This window comes from Candidatus Ichthyocystis hellenicum, from assembly GCF_001460935.1.
GTDB classification, from domain to species: domain Bacteria; phylum Pseudomonadota; class Gammaproteobacteria; order Burkholderiales; family 2013Ark19i; genus Ichthyocystis; species Ichthyocystis hellenicum.
On record NZ_LN906597.1, the window covers coordinates 1,285,318 to 1,305,005 of the forward strand.

Below are 19,688 nucleotides of genomic sequence, written 5' to 3' on the forward strand. Positions count from 1 at the left end.
TTCTATGGAAGTCAACGGCCAAACGGTTGATGTTCCTGAAGGAAGTACGATAATGGATGCGGCACGTAAGTTGGGTATATTCGTGCCTCATTTTTGTTATCACAAAAAGTTGAGTATTGCAGCAAATTGCCGTATGTGTTTGGTCGACGTTGAAAAAGCACCTAAACCTCTTCCTGCTTGTGCAACTCCTGTTTCTACCGGGATGAAGGTTATGACTCATTCTGCTAGGGCTGTTGATGCACAAAAAAGTGTTATGGAATTTTTACTGATTAATCACCCCTTGGACTGTCCTATTTGTGACCAAGGAGGGGAATGTCAGTTGCAGGATTTAGCTGTTGGCTATGGATCGTCTCAGTCAGTGTATAGTGAAGAAAAACGTGTGGTTTCCAACAAAAACTTGGGATCATTGATTTCTACTGAGATGACAAGATGTATCCATTGTACTCGTTGCGTTCGTTTTGGTGAGGAAGTTGCTGGACTGAGGGAGTTAGGTGTCATTGGTCGTGGTGAGCACGCCGAAATTACAACATTTCTGTCCCGTGCGGTCTCTTCTGAAATATCAGGAAATGTTATTGATCTTTGTCCGGTAGGAGCTTTAACTTCTAAACCCTTTCGATATTCCAATCGTACCTGGGAGTTGTCTCGTCGTCGGTCTTTCAGTCCTCACGATAGTTTGGGATCAAATCTTATTGTTCAGGTTAAGTTGAAAAAAGTTTGCCGCGTCCTTCCTTTAGAGAATGAAAAGATCAATCAATGCTGGATCTCTGATCGTGATCGCTTTTCATACCTAGGTATAGGTGCAGATCGTTTGCAAATGCCAAGGATCAAGAGTGACGATGAGTGGAAGACGATATCATGGGATGAGGCTTTTGATCAACTTTCGCTGGTTTTAAGCTTGTACTGCCCTGATGATATGGCTGGGTGGGCTCATCCGTCTTCAACTTTGGAAGAGCTGTATCTTTTTCAGAAATTGCTCAGATCTCTAGGGGTTAAAAATGTTGAGTCACGTTTGAATTATGGTGACTATAGGAAGTCATTCAAGGAATCATCTGCTCCGTACTTGGGGATGACCATATCCGAGCTGCTGTCTGCTCCCAATGTTTTTATAATTGGTAGTTTCATTCGTCATGAGCAGCCTTTGCTGGCGGCGGGATTGCGTGTGAACGTAAGAAATTCTCTTACCACAGTTCATCGTTTGCATGTAACTAAAGAAGATTGGTTGATGCCGCTTGGAATAGATATTATTGTTTCTCCCGATGAGATATCACTGGCTTTGGTATCAATTCTCTCATTCATTGTTCGCGATAAAGGTTGTGATTTTCCGACTGAATTGCAAAATTTATTTGATAAGACTGACAGCAGGTATGATTCTGTGGCCAGGAAGATGTTGGATACTAGTTCATTATCAATAGTTTTAGGTTCGTATATTGACTCTCATCCCGATTCGGCTCTTATTCACTGTTTGGTTTCTCATATTGCTCGTTATTTAGGGGCTACTTTTGGACTATTTGGTGAAGGGGCAAACTATGTCGGCGCTTATGTTTCAGGTGCTATTTCTCATTCATCTCCTTTATTGAAAAATCATCGTTTGCTAATGCTGCTAAATGTGGAACCGAATGAGGATTTTACTGAGAAGAGTGGTTTTGGTAGGTACTTTGACAAAGCAGAGTACGTTGTTTGCTTTTCTCCTTTTGAGTCTGCTGGAGTATCTGCTAACCTCCATTTGCCAATTGCTTCTGCATATGAAACAGATGGTACCTACATTAATATGGAGGGTGTTTGGAACAGCTTCTATGCTGCGGCACAACCTAGTGGAGAGGTTAAACCTGCCTGGAAAATTTTGCGTCAGTTGGGATACCGTTTGTGCGGTGATGGTTTCTCTTATGCGAGTTGCACTGAAATTAGGCAGGAAGTAATGGACCTTTGGAATAGTAAGGGGGGGGAGATGTCAAATGATCTCTTACAAACCTCTTCTTTCACTGATTTTTTTAAGTTTCCTGTTGATTCGAATGGTTTGAAGTGCATTGCTTACAGACATGCTTATAGAATTGACTCAGTTGTGCGCAGATCTGATCCTTTGCAAAAATCACCTATGATGTGGACCAACGTTACTGCTCGTGTTTCACCGCAGACTGCACAGCGCTTTTCTATGACGAATTCCTCTTTATTCCGTTTTCGGCAAGGGGATTATTATTTTGAAGCAAAGATATATGTTGATTGTGGTGTTTTGGATGATACTGTTCTTATAGAAGACATTGGTTTGTCTTCTTTGTATGAGACCGTTTACGTGGAAGAAAATTTATGTTCCTAGTAGAATGGATAAAGGGTTTAGTGGTATCTAATTTGGGAGCCGATGTTTGGAGCTACTTTTCTACTTTTTTCATGATTGTAGTATTGGTTGTAGGGTTGTTGTTGTCAGTTGCTTATTTGACTTATTTTGAACGCAAAATAATCGGTGCCATGCAATGTAGGTTGGGTCCCAATAGGGTGGGGCCGTTGGGTTTGCTGCAGCCTATTGCTGATGTGGTTAAGCTTCTAGGCAAGGAAGTTTTGACACCATCAAATGTTGATTTGTTCGTTTTTAGAGTAGCTCCTGTCATTGCTATTATGGCTTCAATAGGTGCTTGGGGGGCGTTGCCGTTTGGTGAAGACCTTTATTTTACCAATTTGAATGCCGGTTTGCTGTACGTTTTGGCAATTACTTCTTTTGGAGTTTATGGAATTATACTAGCAGGATGGTCTTCAAATTCACGCTATGCTTTTTTGGGAGCTATTCGTTCTGCTGCTCAAGTTATTTCTTATGAAATAGCTTTAGGTTTTTCTTTGGTCTGTGTTCTATTGGTTTCTGGAAGTCTTAATTTTCGTCAAATTGTTTCTTCCCAGATGATGGGTTGGGGGCACGATCATGGTATGAATTTTTTAAGCTGGAACTGGATTTCACTCTTTCCTGTTTTCTTGATTAGTTTGATTTCAGGCATCGCCGAGACTAATCGCCACCCATTTGATGTTGCTGAAGGTGAGTCAGAGTTAGTTGCTGGATTTCATGTTGAGTATTCGGGTATGCCTTTTGCCGTATTTTTTCTGGCTGAGTATGCTAATATGATTTTGGTGGCTACTATCATTTCCATAATGTTTTTGGGGGGGTGGGATAGTCCCCTATCATTCCTACATTTTATTCCCGGTGTAGTTTGGATGATGTTAAAAGTAGTTCTAGTATTATTCGTTTTCATTTGGGTTAGGGCGACTCTTCCTCGTTATCGGTATGATCAAATAATGCAGCTCGGATGGAAGGTTTTTTTACCAATTACCGTGGTCTGCGTTATAATTATAGCCTGTTGGATACTGTCACCTCTCAACATTTTTCATTTTTCTGATATACAGGCCTCACATTCCAACTTTTCTTCTGGGGTTTGGTGATGATAAAAAAAGTCTTGGAATTTTTTCGCTCGCTTCTTATTTTTGAGATAGTACATGGTTTGGCGTTGACGCTGAAGTACATGTTTAGGCCTAAGGTTACACTTAGGTTTCCAGAAGAAAAAACTCCTAAAAGCCCCCGTTTTCGTGGTCTTCATGCATTGCGTAGATATCCAAACGGTGAAGAACGCTGTATAGCTTGCAAATTGTGTGAATCGGTTTGTCCTGCTTTGGCGATTACAATTGAGTCTGAACAGCGTGATGATGGTACGAGAAGAACTACGCGTTATGATATAGATTTGAGTAAATGTATATTCTGTGGATTTTGCGAAGAATCTTGCCCGGTTGATTCTATAGTTGAAACTAGTATCCATGAATATCATGCAGAATCACATACAGATCTTCTGATGACTAAACCGATGCTTTTAGCCATTGGTGATAGGTACGAGGAAATGATTGCAAAAGAACGGTCCTTAGATTCCTCTTATCGGTGATGAAATGAATACAAATCTTACTTTTCTGTTTTTTATTTTTTTTTCCTTGTCTTTAATTTTATTTTCGTCTGGGGTTGTTTTTCTTAAAAACCCAGTTCATTCTGCAATTTCCTTGATTGCTTCGTTTGTCTCTGCTGCTTGTATATGGCTCTTGTTAAGAGCCGAATTTTTAGCTTTCATGTTGATTTTGGTTTACGTTGGTGCCGTGATGGTACTCCTCCTTTTTGTAGTTATGATGATTAGCCGTGCTGAAGGTTTTGCTCTAACAGTGAAGCGTAGAGACCGTTCTTGGCTATTTGGTATGTTTGTTTCTCTTCTTCTAGCATCAGAATTATTATCTGCTCTGATAAATTCAAATTTTGCTATAAGCGTGTATGCGCAGTCGTTCCCATCTCAGATGTCGAGCGTGAAGAATTTGGGTGTTGTGTTGTTTACAAGGTACTTTTATCCTTTTGAGTTGGCGTCTATTTTGCTATTTTTGGGAGCTCTGAGTGCCGTAGTTTTGGCTCAGGGAACATCTGCTTCAAGTAATCTCAAACGTCAAATCAAGGAAGAACAACTATCTGTATCAGCAAAAGATAGAGTCGAGGTTGTTTCTGTACCTACGGTTTCTCCTACTTCAGGTAATTGTTCATAATGGCTATATCTTCTGATTACTTGTCCTTTGCTCATATATCACTTGTGGTATCTGCCTTGGTTTTTGCTATAGGCTTGGTTGGCGTGGTAATTAAACGTAACAACCTTATTTCTATGCTAATGTCTATTGAGCTAATGCTACTTTCGGTTAATACCAACTTCATTGCTTTTTCAGCAGAGCAGGACAATCCATTCGGTTGGTCTTTTGTGTTCTTTATCTTAACTGTTGCTGCCGTTGAGTCAGCAACCGGTTTGGCCATAGTAATTCTGGTGTTTCGTAAATACAAATCCGTTTTGATTGAAAAACTAACCGGTTTGAAGGATTGAGTATTATGACTTCTTCGCAGCTGTGTTTTTCTGGCATAGCTTTGTCTCCGCTTTTAGGGTCGATATTAGCTTTTTTTCCCGGCAAGCATTGCGGGCGCACCTTTGCCCATACAGTTACTATTTTGGGGGTTTTTGTTTCTCTCGTATTTGCTGTTCTTATATCACCACAAGTATTAAGTGGTAATACTTTCCATGGAATTGTTTACACTTGGTTTTTCAATGGGATTAACCATTTTTATGTTTCTTTTTTTGTTGATCAGCTCGCACTAGTAATGATTTTTGTTGTAACCGTGGTTTCTCTTATGGTTCATGTGTACTCAGTGGGGTACATGAAAGATGATCCAGGATATCAACGTTTCTTTTCTTATATCTCTTTATTTACTTTTTTTATGCTGGTTTTGGTGGTTTCTGATAACCTTCTGCAGCTATTTTTTGGGTGGGAGGGAGTAGGTTTAGTTTCATACTTGTTGATTGGGTTTTGGTATGGCAAACGTAGTTCTGTTAGAGCAAGTTTAAAAGCATTTATTGTTAATAGGGTAGGTGATGTCGGATTTGTTTTTGGCATGGTGATTTTGTTTTACCTATCTAAAACTATGGACATTTTTACTATTGTTAAAGTTATCCCTGCCAGTCTACAGCTTTTCCCTTCTTATTTGCCAATGGTTACGTTGGCTTGTTTTTCTCTGTTTGTGGGAGCGATGTCTAAATCAGCGCAGTTTCCCCTGCATATTTGGTTGCCTGACTCCATGGAGGGACCAACTCCTATTTCTGCGTTAATACATGCTGCTACTATGGTGACTGCAGGTGTATTCATGGTCGTTCGTTTGATGCCAGTGTTTAAGTTATCTGCTTCCGTGCTTTCATTTATTTTAGTGATATCCGGCATTACTTCATTTTTTCTTGGACTGGTAGCCGTAGTGCAAAACGATATTAAGAGAATAATTGCCTACTCTACTATTTCTCAGTTGGGTTACATGTGTGTTGCAATTGGCTTAAATGCTCCGTCATTTGCTATTTTCCATTTAGTTACTCATGCTTTTTTTAAAGCATTGCTTTTTTTGTCAGCAGGTTCAGTTATCGTTTCTATGCATCATGAGCAGGATATTCGTAAAATGGGTGGGTTGTTCCGGCACATGCCAATTACCTGGATAACATCGTTTATAGGATCCATGGCTCTTGTTGGTTTTCCGTTTACTTCAGGTTTTTATTCTAAGCATATGATTATTGATGCCGCTCATATTTCTTCGGGAAATGCTGCAATCTTTGCTTATTATGCAACCATGGGGGGGGTATTTGTTACTGCTTGTTATACATTTCGCCTCTTTTTTACTGTTTTTCATGGAAAGGAACGTTTCCATGATTTAGGTCATTGCAGCAGTGTTGCCCAAAATAGTCGGTGCCGCTTTCCACTTGAGTCTCCTGTATCTATTCTTGTTCCACTGGTAGTGTTGGCTGCTTTCTCGCTATTTTCTGGGTACCATTTTATATACTCCATGGCTTCAGGGGGAAGCATGAGCCATATTGCAGGGAAAATTTCTCCTATCTCTCAAATTATATTTAATGAAATAAAAGATCAGGGTGGTATATTCGCATTTACTATTCACTCATTTACTACTTCTTCATTTTTACTACTGATTCTGGGTGGAGTTGTTGGGTGGCAAGCAAGTTTCGATTCTCCTATTATGAAAATTGTGAGAAATTTAAATTATCTATCGCCAGTTTATAATATCTTAGATAGAAAATACTACCTAGATGAGCTCGCCGATGGTGTTTCTGCTTTATCTTTACGTAAGTACCGTTTTGCTTCATGGATTGATAATAATATTATAGACCGCTTGGTAAATAGTGTTTCCAGCGGAATTAAGGATTTGTCAGAATCTTGGAGGATTATGCAGACGGGTATGATTGATAATTACGCTATGTTTATGTTCTTCGGTGTAGTCGCGCTTCTATTTTTTCCTATGGCTTCATCATTTTACTCGTGATCGTTGGGATAAGGTATCCATGACTCATTCTATACCCATTTTAACCTTAGTTGTCTGGTTGCCAATAATTTGGTCAGTTGTTCTTCTGTTGCCAATGTTTTCAGAAGATTTTGTTCGGGGTTTGGGGCTGATAGGATCTGTCGTTTTTTTTATTTTAACTTGCTATGTTTACCTGAAGTTCGACACGGATTCTTCATCATATCAATTTTCAGAGCATCATTCTTGGATTCCAGCTATCGGTGCCTCTTATTCATTGGCCATTGACGGTATCTCTTTGCTGTTCTTGATTTTGAATAACTTTTTACTAATTCTTGTAGTTTTGGCGTCACATAATTCTGTAAGGAAAAATATAAAGTCCTACTTGTTTTGCTTCTTTATGATGTCAGGACTAATTAATGGTGCTTTTTCGGCAATGGATGGACTTCTGTTTTATGTTTTTTTCGAGGCCTCTTTGGTGCCCTTATACCTGGTTATAGGTATCTGGGGTGGAGATGGGCGTGTTTACGCTGCATTCAAGTTTTTCATTTACACAGTGGTTGCTTCATTATTGTTTTTAGTGGGATTATTGGTTCTATCTCACCTTGCCAACGGTAGTTTTTACATTCCTGATTGGCATCGCTTGGTTTTGCCGCTTAATGTGCAGATATTGTTGTTTGTTCTTTTCATATTTGCTTTTGCTGTTAAAATTCCCATGTTCCCGTTTCACACTTGGTTGCCCAATGCACATGTTGAAGCCCCTACCGGTGGTTCTGTAATATTAGCTGCTATGGCGCTTAAGCTGGGGGCCTATGGTTTGTTGAGGTTTTCTCTTCCTATTCTTCCAGATGCGTCGCGTCTTATGGCTCCGCTTATGTTTGTTGCTTCTTCGGTGGCTGTAATTTACATAGGATCAGTTGCGATAGCTCAAAGTGATATGAAGAAGCTCATAGCGTACTCATCAATTTCACATATGGGATTTGTAACTTTCGGTATTTTTTCAAATACACTAAACGGGTTTATGGGAGCTTTGTTCCAGATGGTTTCTCATGGTTTGGTTTCCTCTGGGTTATTCTTCTGCGTTGGTGTTTTGTACGATCGTGTACATAGTCGTAAAATGGCAGACTATGGCGGGGTTATTAACATAATTCCCTACTTTTCCGCCTTGTTTGTCGTTTTTGCCATGGCTAATTGCGGACTTCCTGGTACTTCTGGTTTTGTTGGGGAGTTGTTGGTATTTATTTCGGCAATTTCACATGGGTTATGGTGGGTTTTATTGTTGGGGCTGTCGCTGGTTCTATCTGCAGTTTACAATTTATGGATGATTAAGCGAGTTATAATGGGACCTGTCTCTAACGATGCCGTAAAATTGTTGCTACCGATTAATGCTTATGAATCATTTATTCTTGTGTTTTTAGCTTTTTTGGTGGTGTTTTTTGGGTTGTTTCCTGCACCAATTAACAACGTTTTGCTGCATTCAGTTCAGCACATGGTTAGACCCGTAGTTTGATCTAGGATATTTATTGACTATGCACATACTGGAGTCGTCTGCGTTTAGCTTCTGGGGAATTTTGCCGGAATTTTCTATTTTGGTTACTGACTTAGTTTTGTTGGTATTAGCTGTGTTTTTTCGCCGTTTTCCTAATGCACTGTCTAAATTATCTTACTACATGTGTTTGTCTGTATCTTTTTTTGCTCTTTGTTTGTTTGTTTACAGATTTCCAGATCCAAGATATTACTTCTGGGATTCTTTTTATGTCAATGATTCTATAGTTAGAACTTGCGATGCATTGGCTTGTATAATGTACTTGTTTGCTCTTCCCTATTCTAGGTCCCTTCTGGGGGAATTGCCTAACAAGAGCGATTTCTACCCGTTGTCTTTGATGATACTTTTGGGTTGCTTAGTAATGTCTTCTGCTAACCATTGGCTGTCATTGTACTTAGGACTGGAAATTACTTCGATTGCTCTATACACAGTTGTTACTTTCGACAGAGATAGACCAACAGCTAACGAAGCTGCAGTGAAATACTTTATACTCGGTGCTGTTGCATCTGCAATTTTTTTGTTCGGTACTTCTTACGCATATGGGGTTATAGGAAATTCTTACATACATAATTCACACATAGTTGTGGATTCTTTGTTCTTTAACTACTCACTGCTGTCTTCTAGCGTATTGCTTATGTTTGCATCTTCATGCTTCAAATTGGGTATTTTCCCTTTTCATGCTTGGGTGTCTGATGTTTACGCAGGGGCTACTGAAGCTTCTTTGCCTTTCCTGACTGCTCTTGCAAAAGTTGGGTCAGCTATTTTTGCTGTTAAAATTCTTTTCCATGGATTTTCTGTTTTGCATGTGGTTTGGCATCCTGTATTGCCAGCTATTGCCTTGATAACAATACTGTTTGGTAACGTGGTTGCTATTGCGCAGAAGAATATCAAAAAAATGTTGGCTTTTTCTAGTGTTTCTCAAATGGGATTTGTCTTGCTGTCATTTTTTTCTGCTTATGCAACATCTGCTTACGATCGTAATATTAATCTGAACTTTTACTCGTCTTTTTTGTTTTTTATTTTTTCTTACTCTATATCTGTTTTGGCTGCTATAGCGTTTTGTACGCTCGTTAGGAAAAATGATCATCCCATAGTGAACATTTCTGATTTATCAGGTATTTTTTATAAAAATCCTCTTTTGGCGAGTATGGCTTGCATGGTTTTTTTATCTTTGGCGGGTATTCCTCCGTTGTTGGGATTTTGGGCGAAGTTTTTTGTTATTAATAGACTTGTAGCAGCTGATCATCTACTTATAGCAGTGATGTCTGTTTTATTCTCTGCTGTGGGAATATTTTACTATCTACGTGTTATTAAAGTTATGTTCTTTGATGATGTTCAACCTGATGATAGTTGGCACATGGTTTCTTCTTCTAACTGTTTGTGGATTATTAATTGTTTGATACTGCTATTTGTTGGTGCTTTCTCACACCCATTAATGAATAGTATCACTGACGCAGTTTATTCTACTGGACTTTAGCTGCGAATGGAGCTTGCATACATCTCGATCATTTTTTTGGCAACCTTTCTTGCTAACTTGCCTTTTTTCCTAGATTCTTTTTTAATTTTTTTTAGATGCCGCGTTAAAAAATTATACCTTATATTAATTGAGCTCTTTCTCTTCTACTTGCTGGTTTTGATGTTTTCACTGCTTTGTGAGTATCGTTTTTCCTCTATATATCATAAAAATTGGGTTTTTTACGTTGTAACTTTGTGTGGTTTTGCTGTGCTATCCTATCCTGGATTTGTGTTGCGTTACTTGCTAAAAAGGAAAAAGTACCATGAGCAAGATTTATGACCCTCCAGGAAGTAATCATGATGTTTGTGAAGGTGATGAACGTTTGGTCGAGGAGGTGTGTGATTCTCGATTTCTGTTTACTATGGGCGCACTCTCTCTTAAGGAAGATACAGTAGTTCTGTCGGATAGATCTTTAGCCCATAGACGTTATTTTTCTCATCCTGGTGCCGTAGTTATAGCTGGGGTGATGAATGACCAATATTTGTTTATTCGCCAGTACAGATGTGCTTGTAGCCAGATTTTTTGGGAATTTCCCGCTGGTAAGATTGATCCATATGAAGAGCCACTGGAAGCAGCAAAAAGGGAATTTGTTGAAGAGGGGGGAGTTAAGGCAAAGAAATGGGAGTTTATGGGGTGTTTTTATCCTTGTATAGGTTATTCTAGCGAAAAGATGTATCTTTATTATGCATCCGAACTCGAAATGGTAGGGCAGGATCCAGATGATGGAGAATTTGTGAACTGCTTTTTTTTGGGTTTCGACAAAATACGGGAAATGCTTACGCATGGAAGTATTACTGATGCAAAAACTCTGGCTGCACTAACCATTCTTACAACCCATGGATTGTTCTCCTTTTCTTGAATAAATCTTTTGTTATTCTACACAAATATATGACTATAAAAAACTTCCCGATCTAAGTCGGGAATTATATGCAGGTTCAGTTTTGTTTATTATTGTAGTGTTCAGTCTTGCTTAATTACTGTAGAAGCGGTCTGCTTTCTTCATTGGAGCTCTTATTGTTGTTACCACCTCCGTCTGTGTTGTTGCTTCTGCAACCTGCAAATGAATATGCAGCTGATAACAACTGAACGACCCCTACAAATACGGCAGCACCTACACCCATGACTGTTCTTAACTCGGTTTTATCAGACGAAATTTCAAAAAATTTCGACGACGAGTTTGAGCAAAGACCTCCCAGTGAAGATTCCGGTTCAGGATTGGATAAAATACAAGTTGCCCCAAGTACACCAACTGCCGTAGTTATCATGCCGGCTACGAGAAAGTAAGCACCAGCAAGAGGCTTAAGGCATTTGTTAGTAAATGGATCGTCTGCATCTACATACTCTTCCATATATTTAGCATACTGAGCTTCCACAAGCTGATCATTATATTCAGACAAAGCTTCTCGGCTTGTAGATGGATTAGCTTCTATATCAATACCAAATTCGGCATTAGATGAAACATTAGTCTCATATTTATCACTCTTATCTTTAAATTTTTTGTCAAGTACCGATATCATTTTAGTAATGGCAGTAGATACCTCTACCATTTTCCTAAGTCCTTGCTCGTACTCCTTAAATTTTTCTTCTGCAAAAGATATTTCGTTAATGGCACCAGGATCACAGTCAGGCAGTGGGATTTTACTAGGTAAATCTTTTTGATCCAAATGATTATTTTTAGCTAAGCGTTTAGTACCAGCACCAGAATATTCCGGCGGTGCTTCAGTAGCTACAGACGACTGAAGTGATTGGCAAGAATCATTACTACCATTTCCGGATTCACCAATTAATGTCTCAGCTAAGATTGAACCTGATTTCGGACTACAAGACTGAAGGGGTGGACAAGAGTCAGTACTACTATTATGAGCAACCGATGTTTCACTTAAAACTGAACTTGATTCCGAACCATGAGAATGAAGGGAGAGACAAGAGTCGCTTTTAGACATTGCTGTGCTACTACTGCTGCTAGGGTCACAGTTGCTTTCTTCAGAACTTAACATATCAACTAAAACAGAACCTTCGCATTCAGACGTATAGGGATTACCATTATTTGCTTCAGGTGCCTGTGTAGTTATAGTGCCTTTGCTAATGTTGTCCATAACTTATATCCTCCGAGAGAAATATCTATACCTACAAACATATAATGTTAGAACGATAATTTTGTAGAGTACATGTTTATGATATTAGATTTAAATTTGATAAAAACTCTATCCAGTATCTAGTAAGTGATTTTAAAGTTTTACGCACAAGCCGCAATTCTGCATTTATATGAGTAACTTTAATAGGTACTATGTAACATTAAATCTCAATATATACAATATATATCTCATTATTTTGTTTTTTACAAATATGACATATAGTTACAGTTATGACATATAGTTACAGTTAATAAAAATATTTTATTTATGAATAAATAATGCAATACACATAAAATGTACTGTATATCGCCAATTCATATAGGGTATATTACGTCCGAAATGGGGTGTCATGTTTAACGTAAAGAACAGGCTTTACCTAAGAAGCATAAGATCCAATGACGTGATTTTTATTTATATATTTTTTTGCACTTATCCTTGTACTTTTTAAAACATAAATTTTTGTACAACTTTATCGATGATGTTATTAAATTTGACCTAAGTTTGTCTAATATTTCATACTTGATACTTTCACTCGCAACTTCAATCCTATCTTCATGCATAACCATGACAGTGCCACGCATACTCTCTTTAAGAGCAGTAGCTTCTTCCCTTACTAATTTTCTTAAATAACTGAAAGGGGATGATGAACTACCATAAACTGTGTAGTTGCTAATAATTTTATATAGCTGCTTTGATATATCAATAGCTTTTCCATCATCAGTTCTTCCATTAGCAAACTCATCGATTATTCCCGAGGAAATTTTATCTATCAACTCACTTAATAAAGGATCATTAATTACCTTATCTTTTACACAATCAAATACTGATTTTGCTTTTAGTAATGATGCATTATCAACATATATATTGTAAAACTGAGAGAAATGTTCTTCCACAATCTTGTACGGGGGAAATGATTTGATTATATCCGAAATTTTTTCCGGAATACTTGAAATGTTATTAACCAATAGCTTAGCTATATCTTCATTAAAATAAATCTTATCGTTTTTTTTGTTCATGATTATTTTTCCGTGTCTTTCTTTATCCGTTTCTAAACCTACGGAGTACTGTATAAGATTACATAATACCCCTTCACCGCATTTTTCAATGCTATCGATAACCTTATTGCAAAATTTACGCAATCTAAAAAATAATTCTTTATCTGATGTGTATTCATACACTAACTTGTCTAAGGTTATATCACGACCTAGTTCTATTTTTTTATTTGTTTTATCATAAAATTCTTTTTTCAGGAAAGGATTAAATATTTCCAAAATATAATTCTTAATGCGAATATATGTTCTAGAAAGATTAAATTTAATTCCTATTCCTTCATTAATATATTCTCCGAGCGATGGTGATTGTTTCATTTTATGTGTGAAAGATCTTTCAAATTCTTCCTTATCAATATCAATCATTTGTATTGCAAGTTCATATATATTTAAAGATGTTATGAAATTTGGATTCCAGTTTGAGGTCATTTTTACAATGAATTTAGACTTTTTGGGTAATGTTACACTTGTTGACTTATCAGATGCATTATCTTTTTTAAAACTTCTATATAAATTACAGTTAATTATCGGCGAGATGGATGTAGATTCGCTTTCAGTATATGGGTTAATTTTTTCATGTAATTTAGCAGGAATATCGTATACATCTGACAGTATGTATTTGGACAGTAGCTCCGCTATAGAAGTGCTAGGAAAAAATAGCTTCTCATCATGAAGTATAGGTGATGTTTTTACTGCATTTGATAATATCGTAATTAAATTATTAATTGAACTTAAATTATCTTTAAACTCATTACTTGGTAGCATATTGTGATTAAAAAATGAGTTTACATTTCTTATTAAGGATTTTGATACAAGTACTCCATGTATATCTGAAAACAGACCTTCTATGATCTCATTTTTGCTAAAGTTTTTAATTTCATGGATGATGCTATTTGGTAAGTTAGATATTATCTCTATAATAAATTCTTTGATTTTTGAGCAAAGTGTTTTTTTTACGCTCCTTACGTCTAAATTCCCATCCGCTCCGAAATTAATGCGGCTATTAAACATTTTTAGAAAAGTATTATCTTTTGCTGCATAAATTTTTTTAGCAATTTCTTTGCAATTTTCTCTTAGCTTTTCAAAGAAAGAACTATTAGATAAGCAACTATATCTCATATCTAAAATAGACATATCATAAGTTATTAATACATCTGTAGTAGTTATAATATTGTTAATACATGGATGAATTATACCCAGAATGTACTTATGAATATTTGAATATGTCAATGAAAGATCAATTGATGATTTCTTAAACCCCTTACGCGTAATATGAGAGTCTATCTCTCTTAATACAGTGTTTATAAATAACCCATTAGTATCGATATTAATTTTCTTGATGGCATTGATGTATATACTTGAAGTAAAATCGGTGGAACGCAAATTAATCTTACAGTATTCCTTTAATTGCAATTTTTCCAATATAGTCCATTTTTTTATTTCCTCAGAAGCAGTACGTTTAGAACCAATAGATTGGTATAGGATTGAGTTATTTGATACATAATCACGACTAACTTCACCTTCTTTAACTTCTTTACCTATCCTAAGAGTCGATGTGTTTTTAGAAAAAAGTTTAAGCTTTTTGCGAAGTTTGGCAGGCAAAGCATATATATCTGATAATAAGTATTTAGATAACTGCTCTACTATAGGATCATCTGGTAGAGTGGTCTCCCCATCATGAAAGATATATGATGTCCTTACTATATTTCCTAATTTCTCTAGTAGGTTATTAAATAAACATACATTGCCTTCATCTGGAGCAATTCCATACCTGTTGCAATCGAAGAAGCAAATTATATTGTTTATTAACGATCTTGATATAAGTGCTCCATGAACATTAGAAAATGCGCCATCTAAAATATCACTTTTATCAAATTTCTCAATCTTACTAACAATACTACTTGGTAATCCTGATACTGTATCTAAAATTAACTTTTTTACCATTGAGGTAAATCTATTTTTTTTGGGGGTAAGCCTGCGCCTCTTATTAGTTATACCTAAACACTCGGTATAATAAAAGTCGACATAACTTTGAAATATATACGATAAAGAATTATTTGGTATTGAGAGAACTTCCTTTTCTATTTTTTTGCAAATCTCACCTAATTTCTCAAAAAATACGGGATTTGATATGTAACTATGCCGTAAGTCAGAAATAGACATCCCTGAAGTCATTTGTATATCTGTAACTATAGCAATATCATTAAGATACGGAGAAAATTTACCTAAAACATATTTACGTACGTTTGAGTAAGTTGCACAAAGATCAATGCAAGCAGTATACGGTTTAATAAATCCTCTGATTCTAAGATCTTCATCCAGTTCTTCTAGGACACTGTTACTAAACAATCCGCTACCATCGATATCGATTTTTTTAATGGCATTTCTATATATGCTTGAATTATATTCTGTGCAATAAAAATTATCTCTGCGGTATACTCTTAGTACTAACTTTTTTTTATTTGCACATTCTTCTTGTTTCTTACTCTCATTAATTGAGTAATATCGTACCGATTGCTCTGTGCTTTTTGTAGCTGATTCTTTTGCATTTTGTTCAGTAAAAGTTGAGTCTTGAATTATGCTTTCTGAACTGGGGGCTGCTGTGGGTTGATCCGTGGGTTGATTATATCTAATGAATTGATTTTTTAGAGCACTGGATGAAGATGGTCGTTCGACATCATACAATTTATGATAGTATTCTGCAGTTGTTCCTTCATTATTAACAATTTGATTCATGCTTTCTGAATTAAGCTCTGCTGTGGGTTGATTATATCTAATGAATTGATTTTTTAGAGCACTGGATGAAGACGGTCGTTCGACATCATACAATTTATGATAGTATTCTACAGTTGTTCCTTCATTATTAACAATTTGATTTATGCTTTCTGAGCTAGGAGCTGCTGTAGTTTTATTATATCCAATGAATTGATTTTTTAGAGCACTCGATGTAGATGGCTGTTCAATATTATACAATGCAGAAGAGTATTCTGCTCTTCTTTCTTCATTACCAATAATTTGGTTCATGCTATCTGAATTAAGTGCTGCTGTAGTTTGATTATATCCAATTGTATGTGGTAGCTCAGAGTAGTTAGAACTATTAGCAATTGAAGTTACTAAATTGGATTCATCTAAATTGCTAGATTCAAATGCTTCGGAATATAACAATTCTTCTCTGTAACTATAACCTTGTCGTCTTTCGTTACAAACAGGCAGTTTCAAAAAATTATTGAAGGAATTATCTTTTAGTAAAATATCCACATAATAACCTAAATTGTGATTTGGGTTACTTGTATGTAGATCTTGAGAAGTTTCTTGTTCGGAATTACCAATGTCCGTGTTGTTACTTGTGACATCATTTACAGCACAATCGCTACCCGAATTATATAGATACATATATAAAAACCTAAACCAATGTAATTATGCTTACTAGAAGTGTAATTATACACCTATATGACATATATGAAATATCTAGTATTAAATTTTAATTGATAATTATATTCTAGTTCATTAGTTGAAGGATCGTCTAAGTTTTAATTTGTACTTTTTAGAAATAAAATTGGAGACGCACTAATTAATTTAGTGTTCCTGTGTAAATTATATTTTGAAGTGCTACCTTATGCATAACCTAAAATACATCTTCATTCCGTATTTTATAAATCTTCAAGTTAGGAATCAGAATTTTAATTATAATCAGAGTTACTACTTGTAAATTAATTTTTATTCAAGTTATAAAAGTAATTTATATTTATTATAAAATATCTACGCATAGAACAATCTACGAATGGACAATAATAGAGCATATAACAATATAAAATATGAATTTTTTATAGTATTTTGTATGTGCTCTTACTGAATTTACGTTATTTGCTTCGATGATAATGGGGTGCTTCAAGATGTTATGCTAAGTTTTCTATAAATCTTAGAAGGAATGTCATAGATATCAAATAGTAAGTATCTGGATATCATTATTGTTGCACACTCATCCGGAAAGAATAACTGTCCTTCATGTAATATAAATGATGTTTTTACCGTGCTGACTAAATCGCTAAATAATCTACGGAGTAACTTTAGATTAATTTTAAAGTGATTATCTGAAGGTTTTTGGGAAATTAGTTTTCTTATGAACGATTTAGTCATAAATACACCATGCACTTCTGAAAACAAACCCCTTGCAATTCTGCTTTGTTTAAAATTACCAATTTCTTTAGTAATGCTATTAGGTAGATTAGATATGGTGTTTATAATCAGTAACTTTACTTCAGAGCAAAAAATGTTTCTCTTATGTACTATGTTTAGTTTTCCTTCTGAGCCAAATCTAATATAACTTTGAACCATACTTAAAAAATTATCCTCGGAAATTGTGCGTATAGACTTTACAACTTCCTCACACTTTTCATGCAGTTTATAAAAAAAAATGGTATTTGATGTGCATTTATGACCCATATCCGAAACAGACATTCCCGGAGTTATTAATATATCCGCTGTGGGGATTATATCATTAATATAGGGAGATATTTTTTCCAAAACATATTTGCGGACATTTGAATAAGTTAACGAAAGGTTGATTGATGATTTCTTAAAACACCTGCTTGAAATATGCGCATCCAATTTTTCTAATACCACCTTTTTAAAGAATCCATTACTATCAATATCAATTTTTCTAATGGCATCTTCATATATGCTTGAAGTAAGTTCTTTAGAACTCAAATTACTTTTATGATAAGACTTTATATTCAATTCTTTCAACGTTATAAATTGGTTTAACTTATAATCATTTTTTGTTGACGATGTTATTGTATCTTGTTCATTATTAAAATTATCTATAGTTTCTACTTCTGTATCCATCATATCAGACTTAGGCCTGCTTATTTTGTTTGCTAAATCTAACTTTGTTAATTCCACCCCTTTTTCAAGAAAAGTGTTAGTTATAAAGTCCCTCATCGTGGTGTTATCATAATATATATTTTCAATCGGTTCTTTATGTATTATTCTGCTCTCAGAATGTGGATTGAGTTTTTTGTGCAGCTTAACAGGAATACAATATATATCCGATAATAGGTATTTAGATAATTGTTCCACAGTAGACTCAGCAGGTAAAAATACCCCATTGTCGAATATACAGTGTGTTTTTACTATATTCCCCAACCTTTCAAGTAAGCCATTGAGCAAATTTAAATTATCTTCTAACTCATTATCTGCAATTTTACTTCTGCTATAATTGAAGAGGTGATATAGATCTTTTATCAACGATTTAGATAACATTACACCATGAACGTCTAAGAATAAACTATCTACAATTTCATTTTTACTAAATTTATTAATTGCACAAATAATACTGTTTGGCAAATTAGATATCGTGTCTATAATCAATAATTTTAGTATGGGGAGAAATCTATCTTTTTTGGGACAAAATTTAACCTTCTTATGAAACGAATTCGAATGAAAGTTAATGCAGCTCTGAAACAAGTCTGACAATGAATTACATGGGATTAGATTTATATCTTCCAATATTTTCTTGCAGTTTTCATGCAATTTTTCAAAGAAATGATTATTTGATATGCAATTAAATCTTAAATCTGAAATTGACATTCCTGGGGTTATTGATATGTCTCCAGTAGAAGTAATGTTATCTATGAACGGAGAAACCTTACCTAAGACGTACCTGCGTACGTTAGAATGAGTTTTAGAAAAGTTGGCAGATGATCTTACAATGTTCCCATTTTTAAAATAATTGCCTGCTTTTTCTAGTACAGCATTCTTAAATAACCCATTACTATCAATATCAATTTTATTGATGGCATCTTTATATATACTTAAATTGAACTCTGTAGAGCATAAACTACTTGAGCGGTATACCTTTAGTTTTGTTTTTTTTGTCATCATAGATGTTTTTGATTCCTCAGGAGAGGATACATCACAATAATCTCCTGTACTACCAACGCTTTCAAGGTCAATCAATTCTTGACTGGAGGTTGTTGACTCTAGGTCATCTTCAGTTAATGGACGTTTTATAGCACGATATCTATGCCGTTGATCCGTATTAGGTTTTATACTAGTTGTTTCTAGATTAGATCCATCGAGCTCAGATAAATTAAATGAGTCAAGAACTAATAACTCTTTTTCTTTGTAATTATCGCTTTGGTATGAGTTATTAACATCATCGATGTTTGACTGATCAAATGGCAATTTATCTTTTTGTAAGATATTTTCATGAAAATCTAAATCTTGAGAATTGATCTCACAGCTATCCAGATAATTTTCTAACTCAGAAGCATTGTCTATATTTTCTTTTTCACTGACTTTGCTTACAGCAAAATCACCTAAATGACATGTGTACATGTATTAAAACCTAAGTAACAAAAATGAATAACCCTGCTCACTGTGGCAACAATTGTACACCTATCTCAACTATAGTAAAAATAAATTTTCTTTTTCTTTAATTATTAAATTATTCTGATGATAATAAAGTAAAGATCTATTTATCATGTTGATGATAAATAATAATTTTTTATATTTAAATGTGTATAGTGTTTTGTGCCCCATATTTAGTTCCTATTTTTAATTTGTACTTCCACAGCATGATTATGGGCACATAATCATGCTGTGACTT

General features: G+C 35.3%; 13 protein-coding genes. 10 read left to right on the forward strand and 3 right to left on the reverse strand.

The genetic code is table 11. The features are described from left to right. Positions 1–4: 4 nt before the first annotated feature. Genes nuoG through Arg41_RS05065 form a run of 10 tightly spaced genes read left to right on the forward strand, consistent with a single transcriptional unit; the run spans position 5 to position 10,753 of the window. Positions 5–2,311, forward strand: coding sequence for an NADH-quinone oxidoreductase subunit NuoG (gene nuoG, locus Arg41_RS05020; protein ID WP_157722285.1), 2,307 nt, complete (start codon positions 5–7; stop codon positions 2,309–2,311). Next, positions 2,302–3,417 (forward strand): NADH-quinone oxidoreductase subunit NuoH, encoded by a 1,116-nt coding sequence (nuoH, locus tag Arg41_RS05025; protein ID WP_092343596.1) that lies wholly within the window; start codon positions 2,302–2,304, stop codon positions 3,415–3,417. Before nuoG ends, nuoH begins: the two co-directional genes overlap by 10 nt. 2 nt (positions 3,418–3,419) lie before the next feature. Then, on the forward strand, positions 3,420–3,908 hold the full coding sequence (nuoI, locus tag Arg41_RS05030; protein WP_092343612.1) for an NADH-quinone oxidoreductase subunit NuoI: 489 nt from the start codon (positions 3,420–3,422) through the stop codon (positions 3,906–3,908). Between the two features lie 4 nt (positions 3,909–3,912). After that, positions 3,913–4,545, forward strand: coding sequence for an NADH-quinone oxidoreductase subunit J (locus Arg41_RS05035; RefSeq protein ID WP_092343597.1), 633 nt, complete (start codon positions 3,913–3,915; stop codon positions 4,543–4,545). Then, positions 4,545–4,871 carry an NADH-quinone oxidoreductase subunit NuoK gene (gene nuoK / locus Arg41_RS05040; RefSeq protein WP_092343598.1) on the forward strand — a complete coding sequence of 109 codons (327 nt, stop codon included), beginning with the start codon at positions 4,545–4,547 and terminating at the stop codon, positions 4,869–4,871. The genes Arg41_RS05035 and nuoK overlap by 1 nt, the downstream gene beginning before the upstream one ends. 5 nt (positions 4,872–4,876) lie before the next feature. After that, positions 4,877–6,856, forward strand: a complete 1,980-nt coding sequence (gene nuoL, locus Arg41_RS05045; protein WP_092490539.1) for an NADH-quinone oxidoreductase subunit L — start codon at positions 4,877–4,879, stop codon at positions 6,854–6,856. Positions 6,857–6,875: 19 nt separating this feature from the next. Beyond that, positions 6,876–8,342 (forward strand): complex I subunit 4 family protein, encoded by a 1,467-nt coding sequence (locus tag Arg41_RS05050; protein WP_092490540.1) that lies wholly within the window; start codon positions 6,876–6,878, stop codon positions 8,340–8,342. A gap of 19 nt (positions 8,343–8,361) precedes the next feature. Continuing rightward, positions 8,362–9,855 (forward strand): NADH-quinone oxidoreductase subunit N, encoded by a 1,494-nt coding sequence (locus Arg41_RS05055; protein WP_092343601.1) that lies wholly within the window; start codon positions 8,362–8,364, stop codon positions 9,853–9,855. A 6-nt stretch (positions 9,856–9,861) separates the two neighbouring features. Then, positions 9,862–10,173, forward strand: coding sequence for a DUF2818 family protein (locus Arg41_RS05060; RefSeq protein ID WP_092343602.1), 312 nt, complete (start codon positions 9,862–9,864; stop codon positions 10,171–10,173). Then, positions 10,157–10,753 (forward strand): NUDIX domain-containing protein, encoded by a 597-nt coding sequence (locus Arg41_RS05065; protein ID WP_092343603.1) that lies wholly within the window; start codon positions 10,157–10,159, stop codon positions 10,751–10,753. The genes Arg41_RS05060 and Arg41_RS05065 overlap by 17 nt, the downstream gene beginning before the upstream one ends. Positions 10,754–10,868: 115 nt before the next feature. On the opposite strand, the gene Arg41_RS05070 is transcribed toward Arg41_RS05065, so the two are convergent. The 3 genes from Arg41_RS05070 to Arg41_RS05080 all read right to left on the reverse strand — a co-directional run bounded on the left by Arg41_RS05070 (position 10,869) and on the right by Arg41_RS05080 (position 19,417). Next, complete coding sequence (locus tag Arg41_RS05070; protein ID WP_092343604.1) at positions 10,869–11,990, reverse strand: hypothetical protein; 1,122 nt, start codon at positions 11,988–11,990, stop codon at positions 10,869–10,871. A gap of 446 nt (positions 11,991–12,436) precedes the next feature. Further along, a complete protein-coding gene (locus Arg41_RS05075) occupies positions 12,437–16,471 on the reverse strand; it encodes a hypothetical protein (RefSeq protein WP_092343605.1) in 4,035 nt (1,344 codons plus the stop codon). 495 nt (positions 16,472–16,966) lie between these two features. Continuing rightward, entirely contained in the window at positions 16,967–19,417 is a 2,451-nt protein-coding gene (locus Arg41_RS05080) for a hypothetical protein (RefSeq protein ID WP_092343606.1), read from the reverse strand. Positions 19,418–19,688: the final 271 nt, after the last annotated feature.

Bases quoted from the DNA above. Each gene is read 5' to 3' on its own strand.
- Arg41_RS05055 (WP_092343601.1), top strand. From the start codon at position 8,362: ATGCACATACTGGAGTCGTCTGCGTTTAGCTTCTGGGGAATTTTGCCG.
- nuoL (WP_092490539.1), top strand. From the start codon at position 4,877: ATGACTTCTTCGCAGCTGTGTTTTTCTGGCATAGCTTTGTCTCCGCTT.
- Arg41_RS05065 (WP_092343603.1), top strand. From the start codon at position 10,157: ATGAGCAAGATTTATGACCCTCCAGGAAGTAATCATGATGTTTGTGAA.
- Arg41_RS05060 (WP_092343602.1), top strand. From the start codon at position 9,862: ATGGAGCTTGCATACATCTCGATCATTTTTTTGGCAACCTTTCTTGCT.
- nuoK (WP_092343598.1), top strand. From the start codon at position 4,545: ATGGCTATATCTTCTGATTACTTGTCCTTTGCTCATATATCACTTGTG.
- Arg41_RS05035 (WP_092343597.1), top strand. From the start codon at position 3,913: ATGAATACAAATCTTACTTTTCTGTTTTTTATTTTTTTTTCCTTGTCT.
- nuoG (WP_157722285.1), top strand. From the start codon at position 5: ATGGAAGTCAACGGCCAAACGGTTGATGTTCCTGAAGGAAGTACGATA.
- Arg41_RS05050 (WP_092490540.1), top strand. From the start codon at position 6,876: ATGACTCATTCTATACCCATTTTAACCTTAGTTGTCTGGTTGCCAATA.
- Arg41_RS05075 (WP_092343605.1), bottom strand. From the start codon at position 16,471: ATGTATCTATATAATTCGGGTAGCGATTGTGCTGTAAATGATGTCACA.
- Arg41_RS05070 (WP_092343604.1), bottom strand. From the start codon at position 11,990: ATGGACAACATTAGCAAAGGCACTATAACTACACAGGCACCTGAAGCA.
- Arg41_RS05080 (WP_092343606.1), bottom strand. From the start codon at position 19,417: ATGTACACATGTCATTTAGGTGATTTTGCTGTAAGCAAAGTCAGTGAA.
- nuoH (WP_092343596.1), top strand. From the start codon at position 2,302: ATGTTCCTAGTAGAATGGATAAAGGGTTTAGTGGTATCTAATTTGGGA.